General features: G+C 36.7%; 17 protein-coding genes and 1 tRNA gene. 9 read left to right on the top strand and 9 right to left on the bottom strand.

The window, feature by feature from the left end:
- Positions 1 to 394: 394 nt before the first annotated feature.
- The 5 genes from WA338_RS11440 to WA338_RS11460 form a co-directional block, all read right to left on the bottom strand.
- Positions 395 to 1,051: a carbohydrate-binding family 9-like protein gene (locus tag WA338_RS11440; RefSeq protein ID WP_272984766.1), complete on the bottom strand. Its 657-nt coding sequence runs from the start codon at positions 1,049 to 1,051 to the stop codon at positions 395 to 397.
- A gap of 149 nt (positions 1,052 to 1,200) precedes the next feature.
- A complete protein-coding gene (locus tag WA338_RS11445) occupies positions 1,201 to 2,466 on the bottom strand; it encodes a site-specific integrase (RefSeq protein ID WP_272984768.1) in 1,266 nt (421 codons plus the stop codon).
- A gap of 206 nt (positions 2,467 to 2,672) precedes the next feature.
- Positions 2,673 to 2,746, bottom strand: a tRNA-Arg gene (locus tag WA338_RS11450).
- Positions 2,747 to 3,112: 366 nt separating this feature from the next.
- Positions 3,113 to 3,400: a hypothetical protein gene (locus WA338_RS11455; protein WP_009780385.1), complete on the bottom strand. Its 288-nt coding sequence runs from the start codon at positions 3,398 to 3,400 to the stop codon at positions 3,113 to 3,115.
- Positions 3,401 to 3,625: 225 nt separating this feature from the next.
- Entirely contained in the window at positions 3,626 to 4,174 is a 549-nt protein-coding gene (locus WA338_RS11460) for a Smr/MutS family protein (protein ID WP_336093428.1), read from the bottom strand.
- A 92-nt stretch (positions 4,175 to 4,266) separates the two neighbouring features.
- Between WA338_RS11460 and WA338_RS11465 the strand changes: the two genes are divergently transcribed.
- From WA338_RS11465 to WA338_RS11490, 6 genes are all read left to right on the top strand, one after another.
- Positions 4,267 to 6,234, top strand: coding sequence for a T9SS sorting signal type C domain-containing protein (locus WA338_RS11465; RefSeq protein WP_336093429.1), 1,968 nt, complete (start codon positions 4,267 to 4,269; stop codon positions 6,232 to 6,234).
- A gap of 1 nt (position 6,235) precedes the next feature.
- A complete protein-coding gene (locus WA338_RS11470; RefSeq protein WP_336093430.1) occupies positions 6,236 to 6,511 on the top strand; it encodes a DUF2752 domain-containing protein in 276 nt (91 codons plus the stop codon).
- Position 6,512: 1 nt separating this feature from the next.
- Positions 6,513 to 6,839, top strand: coding sequence for a CCC motif membrane protein (locus tag WA338_RS11475; RefSeq protein ID WP_009780389.1), 327 nt, complete (start codon positions 6,513 to 6,515; stop codon positions 6,837 to 6,839).
- A 138-nt stretch (positions 6,840 to 6,977) separates the two neighbouring features.
- Positions 6,978 to 8,264, top strand: a complete 1,287-nt coding sequence (locus WA338_RS11480; protein ID WP_336093431.1) for a mechanosensitive ion channel family protein — start codon at positions 6,978 to 6,980, stop codon at positions 8,262 to 8,264.
- Positions 8,265 to 8,323: 59 nt separating this feature from the next.
- Positions 8,324 to 9,412, top strand: a complete 1,089-nt coding sequence (locus WA338_RS11485; RefSeq protein WP_336093432.1) for an endonuclease/exonuclease/phosphatase family protein — start codon at positions 8,324 to 8,326, stop codon at positions 9,410 to 9,412.
- An 11-nt stretch (positions 9,413 to 9,423) separates the two neighbouring features.
- A complete protein-coding gene (locus tag WA338_RS11490; protein ID WP_009780392.1) occupies positions 9,424 to 10,350 on the top strand; it encodes a mechanosensitive ion channel family protein in 927 nt (308 codons plus the stop codon).
- Here WA338_RS11490 and WA338_RS11495 read toward each other — a convergent pair.
- From WA338_RS11495 to WA338_RS11505, 3 genes are read right to left on the bottom strand one after another with little or no spacing between them, the layout of a single operon-like run.
- Positions 10,347 to 11,693: a GntP family permease gene (locus tag WA338_RS11495; protein WP_009780393.1), complete on the bottom strand. Its 1,347-nt coding sequence runs from the start codon at positions 11,691 to 11,693 to the stop codon at positions 10,347 to 10,349. The genes WA338_RS11490 and WA338_RS11495 overlap by 4 nt on opposite strands.
- A 3-nt stretch (positions 11,694 to 11,696) precedes the next feature.
- The gene (locus WA338_RS11500) at positions 11,697 to 12,179 is read right to left on the bottom strand and encodes a gluconokinase (protein ID WP_009780394.1); all 483 of its coding nucleotides are present in this window, start codon (positions 12,177 to 12,179) and stop codon (positions 11,697 to 11,699) included.
- Positions 12,176 to 13,069, bottom strand: a complete 894-nt coding sequence (locus WA338_RS11505) for a DUF72 domain-containing protein (protein WP_009780395.1) — start codon at positions 13,067 to 13,069, stop codon at positions 12,176 to 12,178. Before WA338_RS11505 ends, WA338_RS11500 begins: the two co-directional genes overlap by 4 nt.
- Before the next feature lie 189 nt (positions 13,070 to 13,258).
- On the opposite strand from WA338_RS11505, the gene WA338_RS11510 reads away from it, so the two are divergent.
- On the top strand, positions 13,259 to 13,999 hold the full coding sequence (locus WA338_RS11510) for a hypothetical protein (RefSeq protein WP_154648931.1): 741 nt from the start codon (positions 13,259 to 13,261) through the stop codon (positions 13,997 to 13,999).
- A 231-nt stretch (positions 14,000 to 14,230) separates the two neighbouring features.
- Positions 14,231 to 14,464 (top strand): hypothetical protein, encoded by a 234-nt coding sequence (locus tag WA338_RS11515; protein ID WP_040532730.1) that lies wholly within the window; start codon positions 14,231 to 14,233, stop codon positions 14,462 to 14,464.
- Positions 14,465 to 14,469: 5 nt separating this feature from the next.
- Here WA338_RS11515 and WA338_RS11520 read toward each other — a convergent pair whose 3' ends face one another.
- Positions 14,470 to 15,111, bottom strand: coding sequence for a protein-L-isoaspartate(D-aspartate) O-methyltransferase (locus WA338_RS11520; protein ID WP_040533446.1), 642 nt, complete (start codon positions 15,109 to 15,111; stop codon positions 14,470 to 14,472).
- A 190-nt stretch (positions 15,112 to 15,301) separates the two neighbouring features.
- Here WA338_RS11520 and WA338_RS11525 point away from each other — a divergent pair, with 190 nt between their 5' ends.
- Complete coding sequence (locus tag WA338_RS11525; protein ID WP_009780399.1) at positions 15,302 to 16,261, top strand: Gfo/Idh/MocA family oxidoreductase; 960 nt, start codon at positions 15,302 to 15,304, stop codon at positions 16,259 to 16,261.
- The last annotated feature ends 12 nt before the right edge of the window (positions 16,262 to 16,273 follow it).

A 16,273-nucleotide genomic window follows, 5' to 3' on the forward strand; every position in this document is an offset into this window, starting at 1 on the left:
TAGTGCCTATCGCTGTTCCCTTTTTTTGTTGCTGATACGTTTTCAAGAGTTTGAATTAGTAAGGACATATAAAAGCGCGTATGCAAGCGGTTATGCTGTCCGGCTAACTTCAAACTATTGTTATTTTGCTTTCAAAAAAAGAGATGTACAGCGATGCTGCTTGAGGGAATTCAAAAAGCTAACGAGGGAAGTTTTAAAACTTGAGAAGGGGAATTAAATACAAATCGATTAATCAGAATGAGCAGCATTAAGCATCCATTGATCCTTAAAATATAGTTACTGACCAAATAAAAAAAACTACGATTATTATATGTAATAATAATCGCAGTTTTAAATAGAATAGCTATTATCAAAGAGGAATAGCTTATTTTTCAATCTATTAAGAATACTTAGACTAAGACCTAAACCGAAATATCCCGAAAGAACTTGGAATATGAAAATCCGGTTCAGGAGTATTTGGATCGCCCCAGGTAATCCAAGTAGGTTGAAAATGCCCTGCACTATCAGGATTATACTTTGCTCGATAAACGCCTACTTCCATAAAACGCCCAAAAGAACCACCTTTTATCAAATTGAGGGTCTTTAAAGAATTCAAGGTTATTTTGCCTTCTACAATAAATTTACCCTCCAGAATTGCTGATTTTACTTGAATTTCATCCTTAGGCCAATTCCATTTTAAATCAAAATCTCGATTTGGCATAGCCTTGAAGTCCATTATACGAGGTTGTGTATCTATCTCTAAACAATAGTAAGGGCTCAAAGACTCATCAGGCCTTAAAAATAATTCTACACGATCAGATTGTGCGATGCTTTCCTTACTATCATCGTTTAACTGTATATAAATACTATCATCAAGCACAACAAAACTGAAATATAAATAGGTTTCATCGTATAATGCCTTAAACGTAATAGGCTTAATAGGTTTATCATCCCAAGGAGATACAAAATGAGTGAGTTCATTTGCATTGTCCCAAGGACTGGCTTCAGCCAATCCGGTAATATCAAGAGAACCTTCTTGTATTCGCTCAACGGTATATGCTGCGTTATTCATTCAAAAGTCTAATTTTTGAAACTAATACAAATATTAAATCATTATGATATCATAATAAACAAATCAATTAAAAAAATCTTACCTAAAACAATCCCTAATGAGGCTTCTAGTTTTTCTGTCTACTAAGGATAACCTTATTGAGAAACCCTCTATCTAACAATTCTTAAACCCTTATCAATCTTTAGTTCCAAGCGTTCCATATCCTGCTTGACTTTATGGTCAACAACGCGAGCATAAATTTGAGTTGTGGCGAGCTTGGTATGTCCTAACAATTTTGACACCGTTTCAATAGGAACCCCATTTGTAAGTGTTACTGTAGTTGCAAAAGTATGCCTCGCTACATGAAAGGTTAGGTTTTTCTTTATCCCGCAGAAATCAGAAATCTCCTTGAGATAGCTGTTCGTCTTTTGATTCGATAACGTGGGCAATAGCCTGTTCCTTCCAGAAACACGTGGATGATCTTGATATTTCAAAAGAATCCTTCTCGCTTTATTCAGCAATGGTATTCGAAGCTCTACGCTTGTTTTTTGTCGCTTAGTCTTAATCCATTGCTGACCATCTAAATCGGTTTCAATATTATCTATATTCAATTTGGCTACATCTATATAGGACAAGCCCGTATAACAAGCAAATAGAAAAATATCTTTAACGATATCGAGACGCTCTAAGGAAGACGAAAAATCTTCTAGTTGTTCAAGTTCGTACTGAGATAGAAACTCTCTTCTATTTTTAATGTATGAGCTTTTAAAACGAATAAAGGGATCTTTATCTATCCATTCGTGATGGTATGCCATCGTAAGCATTTTACGTAATCTTTGTAAATGTTTCATCGCCGTATTGTGCCCCATCTTTTTCTGATGATCCTTCGGCACATAGGATTTTAAAAAGAACTCAAAGTTTTTAATAAATGCATAGTCTAGTTTGGTAAGATAGATATCATCTGTTTTATACTTATCTACAAGAAACTTCTTTAAGTAGCGCTGTGTGACTTTATAATGACGAATTGTATGGGGTGAAAGCGATGTAACAGAAATGGAATTATGATATTCAAATAATTCTGATAGGGTATTATTACGCTTATCCTCACCCAAAAATTTGTTTTTAATGGCTGAGGCGGTAATAAGGTTCCCTTCATTCAGCAAATCTTCATAAGATTGATAGATAAGTGAACGTATTTGATCTAAATATTTATTCAGGGATTTCGCAAATGGTTTGGATCCACGAACCAACCCTTTACTACTATCCCAACTTTCAACAGGCACTTTTCGCTTTAAGCTAATATTTGCTCGTTTCCCATTAACAGTGATGCGAGCATAGATTATTGCTTCTTCATTTTCAGCTCTACAACCGTTAATCCAGAAGTTTAAACTAAACGTTAACCGAGTTCTCATAATAATCGTCTTTAAATGAAACATTTTTTAAGACGAAAGCCAAACGTAAGTATCTAAATTTAAGCATTTTAAACCTTAATTCGGTCAACAAAATAAAAGTTTAAATTTGTTGACCGATTTGTGGTATTTTTTATTGAATTTAAAGCTATTTAAATAAATCCATAAAAAACATAAAACCCTGTAAATCATACAATTTACAGGGTTTTGATCCAATTTGAATGCTAAAAAAGTGATCGCGACAGGATTCGAACCTGTGACCGTCTGCTTAGAAGGCAGATGCTCTATCCAGCTGAGCTACGCGACCTTTTTGCGGGTGCAAATATAATGCTTTAACTAAAATTTAAAAGCATTACACCATTAAAAAAGTAAAAAAATATTCACGCCCCTGATACTGGATTGATTACCTAAAAGTTTAAAGCATTTTATAGCCTGCTCGAAAATATAATTATTCTATATAAAATGAAAAACCCGCGCTTACGCAACGGGCCTTTCTCCCAACTTAAAACTTTTATCAACTACGATTTGGGGAATCGAATATAAAATTTCATCAATACGGCGGTTTATGATTTGGGGATTTAAACAATCGCCGTATTTAATGAAATTGGGTGTATTATATTTTAATCAATCATGATTTGGGGTTCATTATGATTTGGGGAAATCAAATTTGATATTAAACAGTTTTTACAGGACTTTTAATTTTAGCTAACTCTAATGGCTTGTGCGTATAAATCATCTCACCTGTGAATTTTATTTTTTCTAATTGATATAATCTTAGAATCGCTTCAGGTAAAGTATGTTCAGTGAGGTTAACTTCTATAAGATTATTATCAAATACAACTTGAGAAAGTTGGGCTAGCTGATTCGTTTCCTTTGCTGTTTTTGTCTTCTCTCCTGGCGTACTTGCAAAAATTGCTGAAGAGGAAAACAGAAGAATTAGAAGTAGTAATTTTTTAAGCATGAAGTGGGTTTTGTTGTATTACAACGCAAATATAAAACCATTCATCCTTAAAAAGCTAATTTATTCGATGAAATACACAAATTTTAAAAATTATTGGTGATTTATTCCATATTCAGGTTATTTATCTAAAAAATCACATCGCTAAACATTACGTAAAACGCTTTACTAGTGTAAAATCTTAAAATAAATTTAAGGAATATTCCTACAAATATTGTTATCTATTGCTTATTCTGGGTTTTGATAAATATAAACTTCTGTCGCTCCCAATCCATAACGCTGATAGTTCGCGTCATAAAATTTTATGGTATCGTATCTTGAAAAAAGATATTCCAGCTCTGCCTTTAGCACCCCTTCTCCAACACCGTGTATGAAAACTACCCGCTGAATTCTTTTGTTTATGGCAAATTCTAACTTGCGTCTCGCGGTATCTATCTGAAGGTTTAACTTATCATGCGCTGTCATCCCTTGTTCTGATTTTGTAAGTTGATGAATATGTAAATCAACTTCCATTGGAGGGACTACTCCCTTCGCTTTGGCTACAGGCTTTTTCCTTTTATTATAGGAAGATTCTTTTTCTTTAATTAAAGAATCTAAATTTTGATCAAAATCAAGATCCAGCGTTTTATCAGGCACAATTTCACGAGCATTCACATCAAATTCAAATCCATCAGAGGTTATTATTGAAATCGCTTCTGCAGAGATTTGAGTGATTATCCCGGACAAATCATCATCCAAAAGCGTAACAGACTGACCTATTTTGAATTGAGTTCGCATAATTTCTTCATTAACTCGATAAAAAGCGTTAATTCTTCTTTGAATTACGTATCGGTATTGTAAATTTAGTATCTTCGCAAAAATATTTCAATATGAGAAATTTTTACTCCAAATTGTTTTTTTTATTACTACCTGCTTTGGCTACCAGTCAATTATATGTAGGTGCAGCGAGCGACAGTTCTTTTGTTTATAACAAAGGCGAAATAGTATTTGTCAATCAAAATATCAACCTTGCTGGAAGCCCTGATGAAACAGAGGGTAACTTTTATTTGCGTAACGAGGGACAACTGATACAAGGCGATGATGCAAGTGCTAACTCTGGTAACGGTATCGTTTCTGTATATCAGACCAATACGCAAAATCAATGGGATTACCATTATTGGGCTTCACCGGTTGGAGACCCTGGAAAATCTGCTACGAGCAATGGTAACTCAGGAAACGTAAATTTCTATTTAAGTGATGATGATAATGGTGGTTTATATAAAACAGATGCTAATAGCGAAATTGTAGCAACTCCGGTAACATTTACAACCAATTATAACAGTTCTATCACAAGCGCAAACGAATTTAGTCTATCTAGTTATTGGTTATATAAATTTGTGGCTACAACAGGTTACGGTAGCTGGTCAAAAATAACTGCTTCAAACCCTTTAGGTGCTGGTGAAGGATTTACGATGAAAGGACTTGGAAACGGGACTTCCCCGGCCGGTCTTGTTCCTATAGACTTTAGAGGAAGGCCTAATAACGGGACCATCAATGTCACGGTTGCTAATGAAAACTTGACCTTAGTTGGAAATCCTTATCCTTCAGCAATGAATCTGAGTTTCTACTTATTAGCTAATTCTCTTCCTAGTTCTACAGATTTAAGTGGATGTTTGGGCACATATTCTGGCTCTCCTACAGCTATTGGTGAAAAAATTACTGGTCTAGCCTATTTTTGGGAATCTGATCCTAATGTAAAATCTCATTATATTAAAGATTATGAAGGTGGTTATGGAACCTATTCTCCTGAAGGTAGCTGTAATACAACTGGATCCTACGAGCAGCCTGTTTTTATTGAATATGATAATGAAGGGCAACCTGTTCTAGATATTAATGGTGATCCAGTAGTAACAGGAGTCAATGGAAGCACTACTGAAAGACATTTTACACCTGTGGGGCAAGGTTTTTTTGTGGAGGGTGTTACTGCTGGCTCGGTTACAGCTAAAAATGAATTTAGAGTTTATATAAAAGAATCAGAGAACCCTTATTCTAATTTTAAAAGCAGCTCCGGTTCCAAATCGAAGTCTGCTAGCACAGAGAGTAAAAACAAGACAACTCCTAAAGCTGGTGAATTTACACTTAATGAGCACGGTGTCGTTGTTTTATCAAAATTTCGTTTAAAGACACTCGTCAATAAATCTTACACTAGAGCTCTAACAGGTGTTATGTTAGATGACGCTACTTTAGGATTTGATGTTGCAGGTGATGGTAATAATGTGTCAGAACTTCCCTCTGACATTAACTTTCTAGTAGAAGGTAGTGATGATGCTTTTCTTATCAACTTATTTCCGTATGATATAGAAGTGAAATTACCTCTTAAAGTTACTGGGTCTGCCGAAACAAATACCTTTGAAATGCAAGTTTCTGGCTTGAACTTCACCCCAGATGAAAGCATTTACTTACACGATAAGCAAACCGATGAGTATCACGATATTTTGAATCAGTCGTATGAGTTTGAACTAGAAAAAGGGACGTATACAGATCGCTTTGAAATAGTATTTAAAGATGCTAAGACTTTAGATGTCGAAGAGGTTGAAGAAGTAAAAAGATCTTTTAATATCTATCAGAATAACGGCCGTGCAGAACTTACAGTTTTAAATCCGCTTCAAACCGAGCTTAAAGAGATTACTGTTTTTGACATCAGCGGACGTTTATTGGTTTCTAAGATAAATGAAGGAACTAACGAAAAAGTGGTTATTCCTTCTAGCGCTTGGAGCGACGGAGTTTATATTGTGCGTGTTACTACAAAAGACAATATTGAATATTCTAAAAAAGTTTCTGTACGCAACATAAAATAATATGGAAAAATACATGCTTCCTTGCCTTAATAAAAAATACTTAGGCTTTGAATGCATGGGTTGCGGTTTACAACGATCTTTAGTGGCCCTTTTACAGGGCCATTTTTCTGAAGCCTTTGCTTTGTATCCTGCTATTTTTCCGTTAGTGCTTTTGGGGTTTATGGTGACATTAAATTTTATGTTTACAATTAAATTCGCTACTAAAATCATTTCATTTTTGGCAATCTTATCGGTAACTACTATTATTGTAAGCTATATACTTAAACTAACATCCTGATATGGAACAACAAAAACTACCTAACGTAACCATTTCTTTAATCTTAGGAATCGTCTCTTTTATTGCCTGCTGCTTTAGCTCTGGTTTTGGAGGCTTATTATTTTCTGGAATCGCGCTTTACCTTGCTAATAAAGACAAAAAGTTAGCAGCACCTAATCCTGAACTTTATGAAAATTATGGTCAGCTTAAAACAGCTCGAATCATTGCCATTATTGGTTTGGTTCTAGCGATTATCATTTCTATATTCTGCATCATACTATTTATAATATTTGGAAGTGCAGAAGCAATTCAACAATGGGCTTTAGAGATGCAAAACGCACAAGCTTAAAACATAACGACATATTTCACATACAAGCCTGAGTTTCTACTCAGGCTTTTTGTTTGGAATATTTTGAGTAAAATCTTAATACTTTACTTAGATTTAATTGAAATCTTTATTCCTACTTTTGCGCCTGAAATTTAGAATATGGCTTACCAAATAGATACCTATTTAAAAGATTTTAGCTCTTACATTGAAAGCGCTGGGGTAACCTCTTTCTATGCTGAAATGTTGACGGTATTTATAAATGCCTTCATTTTTATATTACTTCTTGCTTTTTTAGATAAACTGCTAAAAAAAGTAATTGTAGAGGTTTTTAAGGTATTTAGCAATAAGACCAAAACCTCTTTTGACGATTTTCTGATTCTTACCAATTTCCCAAGATATGTAGGTCATATCATTCCTCTGGCGATATTCAAATGGTTCTTTACAGAACTTTTAGTTGAATATCCCACTACACTATATTGGCTTTTAAAGGTTTTTGACCTTTATGTAATCTTACTTATTTTAAAGATCATTCGCAGCTTACTGCGTACGTCAAGAGACTATTTTCAGACCAAAGAGCAGTTTCACGACAAACCTTTACAAAGTTATCTACAGGTTACAATGCTTTTTCTTTGGGGTATTGGCGTGTTCTTCTTTATCCTCGAAGTATTTGATCAAAATGCAATGGATTTTGTATTGCAATTGGGAGCGGCTTCAGCGGTTATTCTATTGATTTTTAAAGACACCATTTTGGGTTTTGTTGCCTCTATTCAAGTTTCTATAAACGATATTGTGCGTATTGGTGATTGGATCACGTTCAGCAAATATGGCGCTGATGGAACCGTAACCGAAATCAATCTTGCAACGGTTAAGGTTCAAAACTGGGATATGACTTATACCACCATTCCCACGTACAGCTTGATCTCAGACTCGTTTCAAAACTGGCGAGGAATGCAGGAAAGCAGTGGCCGACGCATTAAAAGAGCTGTTTACATCAAGCAAAACTCAGTTAGATTTTTAACCGAAGATGATCTAAAGGAACTTAAGCGAATTCAGCTTGTGGCTCCATATATTGAACATATGGAAAAAGAGGTTGTTCGTTCTAATCGAAGACACGAGGTAGATCAAAGCATTGCAATAAATGGTCTTAATCAAACCAACCTAGGCGTTTTTAGAAAGTATATTGATGCTTACCTCTATGAAAATCCCGCCATAAACAAAGACCTATTCTTGATGGTGCGCCACTTACCTCCTACTTCACAGGGAATCCCGATAGAAGTTTTCTGCTTCAGCAACGACAAACGTTGGGAAAATTATGAACATATTCAAGCTGATATTTTTGATCATATCATTGCTGCTGTTCCTTTTTTTAATCTTGAGATCTTTGAAGAGCCTTCATCTAAGGATATTACCAGTTTCTTAACGCAACAACAGGATTTAAATGGGTAGCTTACCATTCAACCCCTTTTGGTTCCGTATAGGAGTTGAGAGAAACTAACCTAACCCTGATGACATTTAAAAACATACTCCAAACCCTTGGAGGCATCGCTGTTGTGCTTACGCTCGTCCCTTTTATAGCTGCCGACTATTGGTGGATTCGCATTTTCGATTTTCCTCACCTACAGTTAACCATTTTTACAGCAATAGCAACACTGGCTTATTTTATCAAATTCGATATCAAATGGGCCAAAGATTATGCATTTGTAAGTATTATGATTGCTTGCTTGGTATTTCAAATACTAAAAATCTATCCATATACTCCGCTAGCGGAAAAGGAAGTTTTAGACGCAACGATTGAGAAAAGCGACAATAGCTTCAAAGTTATGGTTGCAAATGTTTTACAGAAGAATAAAGATCACGACAAACTACTTCAAGAAGTTGAGGCAAAGAATCCGGATATTCTATTGCTACTGGAAACAGATAGAAAATGGCTCAACGCCGTAAACTCAACTTTATCAAAAGAATACAACTATTATAAGGGCGCTCCATTAGATAACACCTATGGGATGCTCCTATATTCAAAATTACCAATGCAAAATGCAGAGATTCATTATCAGATAGACGATAGTATTCCTTCAATAGAAACTAAAGTAAAACTTCCTTCTGGAGCGTATTTTCAGCTTTATGCGATTCACCCGACACCGCCAATGCCCCAGCACAATCCTATGTCAACCGATCGTGATGCCGAAATGATGAAAACGGCTTTTAAAAGTCGGAATAAGCAAATCCCGGTTTTGGTTATTGGTGATTTTAATGATGTTGCTTGGTCTGAGTCGACGCAATTATATAAAGAAGTAAGTGAATTACTTGACTTACGCATTGGTCGAGGCTTGTTCAATACGTTTAGTGCAAATAGCAAAATTATGCGTTGGCCACTTGATCATATTTTTGTTTCCGAACATTTTAGGGCCAAAGAAGTGCTGCGTGGAAATGATGTAGGTTCTGATCATTTTCCTGCTTATGCCGAATTGACTTTGGAATCTGATAAAAAAGACGAGCAAACTCCGTCGCCGCCTAGTGAGAATCAGTTAAAAAGAGCCTACCAAATCATTGAAAAAGAAGCGACGCAAAAAGACACGCGTAAAGAATCAAACTAAAAACCTCTTTTATGGAAAATGATTCGACAATATCTGAAGCCTTTCAAAATTTCTATAATAGTTTTATAGCGCAATTACCCGGTATAGGGCTGGGCGTTCTCATTATAATTTTAGGTTCCCTAATTGGCGCTTGGGTGGGCAATTTTGCACGACAACGCATATCGCAGCGCACACAAGACCCATTGATGAGCCGCTTTTTGGGCAAGGCCATTCGCATTACCTTTTTTATAATTGCAGTAATGCTTGCTCTAAGAGCCGCTGGTTTAGGTGCCATCGCTACCGGTATTCTTACTGCTGCAGGTGCCAGTGCAGTAGTTTTGGGCTTTGCGTTTAAAGATATAGGTGAAAATTTTATCGCCGGGATTATACTGGCTTTCAACAGACCTTTTAATGTTAACGATACCGTAGAGATCGGAGCAAATTTTGGCAAAGTAAAAGCACTAGAATTTCGCTATACAAAACTCAAAACTTTTGACGGAAAAGATGTGTACATCCCCAATAGTGATGTGCTTACAACACCCGTAACTAACTATACTGAAGACGGATTTTTTAGATGGACTTTTACCATTGGTATTGCTTATGAAGACAATATTGACGGTGCAAAAAAAGTGGTGATGGATGCTTTGCGTGCCGAACCCAACGTCATTGAAGATGAGGAACACGAGAACTTTGTGATTGAGGATGAGTTAGCTACAAGCACTGTAAATCTGAAGGTCTATTTTTGGGTAGATACCAAAGACTTCCGTAGAATGGCTTTAATTACCAAAGGTAGCGTGGTGCGCAAGGTGAAAGAAGCTTTAGAAGATCACGGTTTCTATATGCCGGCAGATATTCAGGAAATCAAGTTGTACGGCGCTGCAAAAGATAGTCCGTTACGTTTTGAACAAACTACACAAAGCGCTGTGCAAAATTCAGAAGCAAAAAAATCAGATGCTTAGACCAGAAACCAAAGGAGTGTAGATACCAAAAGCCCTGCAACTGCAATGAGTGTGGTAAGTAAAGACCAAGTTTTAAAAGTTTGCTTTTCGGTTAGACCTAGATATTGTTTGACGAGCCAAAATCCGCTATCATTAACGTGCGAAAAAATAGAGGCTCCCGCTGCAATCGCAATAACAAGAATTGCAAGTTGGGGATCACTCAGGTTACTTTGAGCGACTAAAGGCGCGGTAATTCCTGCAGAAGTGATCATTGCAACTGTAGAAGAACCTTGCATAACACGCACCAGCGCAGCTAAAATGAAACTGAAAATAACCGGCGGAAAATAATCACTATTCAGAGCTTCAGCAATCATCTGCCCTACTCCGGTATCGATTAAAATTTGCTTAAATGCTCCACCGGCACCGGTGAGTAAGATGATCACACCTGCGGGCTGAAGCGATTTTGAAGAGACTTCTAGAAGTTCTTCTTTTGAAGTATTTCGGCGAATGCCTAAAACATACCAGGCGATTAAATTGGCAAGAATTAATGCTGAAAACGGATGTCCCAAAAGTTGAGCTGCATTTATCAAACCTTCCGGTAAATTCCATTTTTCTCCCATCGGACTCGTCAAAACCGTGTTGAATACGATCAGAATGATAGGTAAAAAGATGATCGCAAGAATCGTAAACGGATTTGGTGGTTGCTGCGTTGAAGTTTGTTGCTTTATCTGCTCATCAGGTGCTTCAATATGAATTTTCTTAGCAATTTTTTTAGCAAAAAATGGCCCTGCGATTGCCGCCGTAGGAATACCCGTAATAAAACCAAAAACAATCACCCATCCTAAATTTGCATTTAGAATATCGGCTACAGCAATGGGACCCGGTGTAGGCGGAATAAATGCATGTGTTACCGCTAATCCCGCCAACAAGGGTAAAGCATAGAGCAACAAGGATTTTTTGGTATCCCGCTGCAAAGCATAAATCAACGGAATTAAAATGATAAACGCCACATCAAAAAATACGGGAATGGCCACAAAAAACCCGGCTAGCATAATGGACCATGGTGCGTTCTTTATTCCGAATTTTTTCAATAAAAAAGCGGCTATCACTTGCGCACCACCGGAATGTTCTAAAACCGCTCCAAAAAGTGAACCTAGACCTACAACCGTCGCTACAAAACCTAAAGTGCCTCCTATGCCTTCGGTTATGGATTTGATTATGGCAGTACCTTCTAAACCGCTCAACAAACCTACAACGATTGCGGAAATTAATAAAGCAATGAATGCCTGTAGTTTTAACCTTAAGATCAAAAAAAGAAGCAGTGCAATACCTGAAAGAATAGCGAGTAAAAGATTGATCTCCATGTATTACTTAATTTGATCTAGAATATTAGATACGATTTCTTCCGGCTTTGGTTCTATGGAGACGTGTATACCATAATTTGCCTTCTCCAAAGTGTTTAGTTGGGATTTTAATAATTCTGCCTTAAAAAAGTGATTTTTGCGTGCTGTCATTCGAGATTCCAGCAATTCATAGGAACCTTCAAGAAAAACCCAAGTAACTTGATCATTTACGGTTAAGGTTTGACGATACGCTTCTTTAAGAGCAGAACACGCCAGAACTACACCATCTTCATGACTCCATTCTGTAAGTTTCTTAGCTAAAATATCCAGCCAAGGCTTTCGGTCTTCATCATTTAATGCCTGGCCGCTTTTCATTTTGTCAATATTCTTTTGAGGATGAAAGTCATCCCCATCTTTAAACGGAATCGATAATTTTTCGGCTACCAATTTACCTATTGTCGTTTTTCCCGAACCAGAAACTCCGGCAACTATAATAAGCTTACTCATAAATCTAATTTAGGATTACTGGTATCTTCGCCCGGTATATTGAGGTCAAAACCATACTTTTTATTCATTTTTTTGATAAAATAGGTAACCAACAATGGAGATTCTTTTTCTACATTTTGGTGAATGAAGAAGTCTATTTTTGAGATTCCATCTTCGATCCAAACACCCAGACGGTCGACCCAATCGTCTAATCGTTCATAATCTGAAGGATGATTAGCGCCTACAAAACGTATAAATGCTTCGGAATTGGTCATACGCATATGCATTATATCTCTGCGCCCTGCAGTATCTACCAAAACATTTGCGATATTATTTATCTCCAATAAATGGTAAAGCTTTTGTGATACTGTCTCTTCGTTAAACCAATCTGTATGTCTAAACTCGATTGCCAGCGGCACTTCTTGCGGCCAGGCTTCGACAAATTGCTCAACGCGATCCCAGTTCTTAGGCTGAAAATTATTATGCATTTGTAAAAAAATACATCCCAATTTTTCTTTCAATAAAAGCGTGTGATCTAAATATTCAGGAAGTAATTCTGGAGCATTGATGAGCCGCTTTAAATGACTAATATTCTGGGTCACTTTAGGAAAAAACCTAAAATCTGCCGGCACTTTTTCATACCATTTCTCAAATTGCTCTTTAGGAAATAAGCGATAAAAAGTAGCATTCAATTCAATTGAATTGAACTGGGAAGAATAATAAGCCAATTCGTCTTTTGTCCCACGTGGATAAAAGTTTTTTAAGTCCTGCTTATTCCATTTTGCACAACCTACATAAAGCTGTGGTTTTTCGTTGGTTGCTTTACTATTAAGCAAAACCTTAGTATCGGGATGATCTGGCGGTAATGTAAAATCAATGCTTCCGGGATCATCTACTTTTCCAAACTTCATATCTTCGTTCTTTATAATTTAGGAATACTTATGTGCATCTTCCATATTCCATAAATATATAATTTGAATGTGTAATCACGCGTTATTTATTCAAACTAAACAAAATTTTAGCAGTTTAGAATTTTATAAAACAAGCGCTACCGAAACCAATTAATGGTTAATTTCGCAACGACTTCTAGCAATACATCTATGAAAGCAATCAAACTTATTATTTGTTTACTCATCACTCCGTTTGCCTTTTCTCAAGAAGAGCTTATTGAGACCATGTACAACCAAACCGCAGATGAGATCATAACCAAGTATATAGATCGTACGGGCGGTATTGAAGCCTGGTCTGAGGTCAATGCTACAAAGATGAATGCTACCTTTACCCAAGGTGATCTATCTGTGCCAATATATATTTACAATACGCGTAGCGGAAAGCAAGCTGTCGTCTTTGAATATAATAAGAAGAAAGTCACCCAAATGGCATTTGATGGAGCCACAATGTGGACCACAAATTTTCTTACTATGGAACCGGAGATCTCTTCTGATGATATGAGAAAGAATATGCTTTTAAAGCGTAATGACTTTCCTTCACCGCTCTTACACTATAGAGAAAATGGCTACAAAGCCGAATATATAAGTACCGTTGCAAAAAATGGTATCGTAGCTTTTAAGATCAAACTTACTCAAGAGCCCAAATTTGTAAATGGAGAAGAAGTTCCTAATGAGAGTTTCTATTATTTTGATGCTCAAAATTACTACCCTATTGCTATTGAAACCACACAACTGGGCCAGCCTGTGAGTATCACAATGACCAATTATCAAGAAGTTGAAGGACTTTATTTTCCGTTCACAATAAGTCAGGGCGGGCAACCTATTGAAGTGAAAGAGATTCTTATCAATCCTGAAATCGACTATAATATTTTTTCATTTCCTGAAAAGTAAACGGCCACGAGGTAGGACACATTTTGTGATGCCACCAAACACCATTTTTCTAGTAAAAAATTAAAGTTCAGCTTGTTAATGCATTTCAGGTTTTTGGAGCTTTAGCTCAATTTATGTAAATTTTAAGGAATTATAGAAGCCATTAGCGCTGATATGTTTAGATGTTTCATCTTGATGAAGATCTGCTTAGCGCACAAAACCCTCGAAAAATCGAGTTCTAAAATTTCTATTATGAGTTCTTTAAAATTAAAAAAATACCTTAAAAATTATTCAAAGCAACTTGTGGCCAGCAGCCTAATTTGGCTGATTGGGATGGCGCTTGTCGCATATTCGATCGCAGACAGCTCTTCTTCAGAGCAATTGATCACCTTGAAATACATCCCTGTTTACACAGTAGCCTTACTGTCTACGCTTTGTGTAGGACTTTGTCATTATTTATATTGGCAAGAGGCACTTACCGAGTAAAGCGCCTAGTTTTTATCTTCAAGTAAAGGAACAAATCTGAATTCACCGTATTCCTTTTTCTCAAAATCGGTTTGGGTTTTACGTACGATGCGTATCATCGTTTGCACTTCGTCTCCAACAGGAATTACGAGCTTACCTCCTATTTTAAGTTGTGCTAAAAGAGGTTTTGGAATGTATGGTGCTCCTGCGGTAACAATTATTCCATCAAAGGGAGCAAATTCTGGCATCCCAAGATATCCATCGCCAAAAGTGAGACGCTTAGGTCTATATCCTAATTTGGAAAGAAAGTTTTTGGTTTTTCTAAAAAGTTCTTGCTGGCGTTCTATGCTGTATACTTTTGCCCCTACTTCGCAAAGAACTGCAGTTTGATAACCACTACCTGTACCTATTTCTAAGATTTTATCACCTTTCTTTATCTCCAACAATTCGGTCTGAAATCCTACGGTAAAGGGTTGAGAGATCGTTTGATCGGCAGCAATTGGGAAGGCTTTATCTTGATAAGCGTGATCTTCAAAACTGCTATCCATAAAAAAATGTCTAGGTATTTTTCTAATAGCATCCAGAACAGCGGTGTTAGAAACACCTTTTTTCTCTACAATTTGGGCGAGCAGGCGACGTTTGCCTTGATGACGAGTAGTATCCTTCATAATGCTAAAATACATAAACCGCAGGTGCACTTCCTAGTCAAAATAAGTCATTTTTTCAACAATACTGATATAGCTCTGATTGTGCACAAGAAAGTCTATTTTTGTATTGAAGAACAAAAAACCTTTCGGTGATTGTTTTCCTGAAAACTCAAAAAAACGTACCCTTCCTAAAGGAAAAATATAAAATACTATGCTTAAAGCCGGCGTACTAGGTGCAGGTCACCTGGGCAAAATTCACTTAAAACTTTTACAACAATCAGAACGCTATGAACTCGTAGGTTTTTATGATGAGTCAGATGCAATGGCAACCAGCGTGGTTAAAGAGTTTGGTTATCATCGTTTTGAAAGTATAGAAGCGCTTATCGCGGCTTGTGATATGGTAGATGTGGTCACACCAACTACGCATCATTTTGAGTGCGCAGAGCAAGTGATCAAAGCAGGTAAACACTTGTTTATAGAAAAACCTATAACCCAAACCGTAGAGCAAGCTGTTGCCATTAGAGAACTAGCTAAAAAACACGGTGTTCGCGGACAAGTAGGACACGTAGAGCGTTTTAATCCTGCTTTTACAGCTGTTAATCATCTGATAGACAATCCTATGTTTATCGAGGCACATCGCCTTGCAGAGTTCAATCCACGCGGCACAGATGTTCCCGTGGTTCTTGACCTGATGATTCACGACATAGATGCTATTTTGAGTGTGGTAAAAAGTGATGTAAAGCATATTTCGGCTTCAGGCGTTTCTGTTATAAGCGACACTCCAGATATTGCTAATGCACGTATTGAATTTGCAAACGGATGCGTAGCCAACCTTACAGCAAGCCGAATCTCCATGAAGAAAATGCGTAAAGCCCGATTTTTTCAAAGAGACGCATACATTTCTGTAGACTTTCTTGAGAAAAAATGCGAAGTGGTACGTATGAAAGATGCTCCTGAAAATCCAGATGATTTTGCAATGATCTTACAGAATGCTGAAGGAATAAAAAAACAGATCTATTTTGATAATCCTGAAGTTGAGCCTAACAATGCCATACTTGATGAGTTAGAAGCTTTTGCAGATGCGATACAACATAACACTACCCCTATCGTTAGTCTTGCAAATGGCACCGAAGCCCTTCGTGTTGCAATGAAAATAATAGCTGATCTATAACCTGCTGTAAAG

It is taken from the genome of Leeuwenhoekiella sp. CH_XMU1409-2 (assembly GCF_037029365.1).
GTDB classification, from domain to species: domain Bacteria; phylum Bacteroidota; class Bacteroidia; order Flavobacteriales; family Flavobacteriaceae; genus Leeuwenhoekiella; species Leeuwenhoekiella blandensis.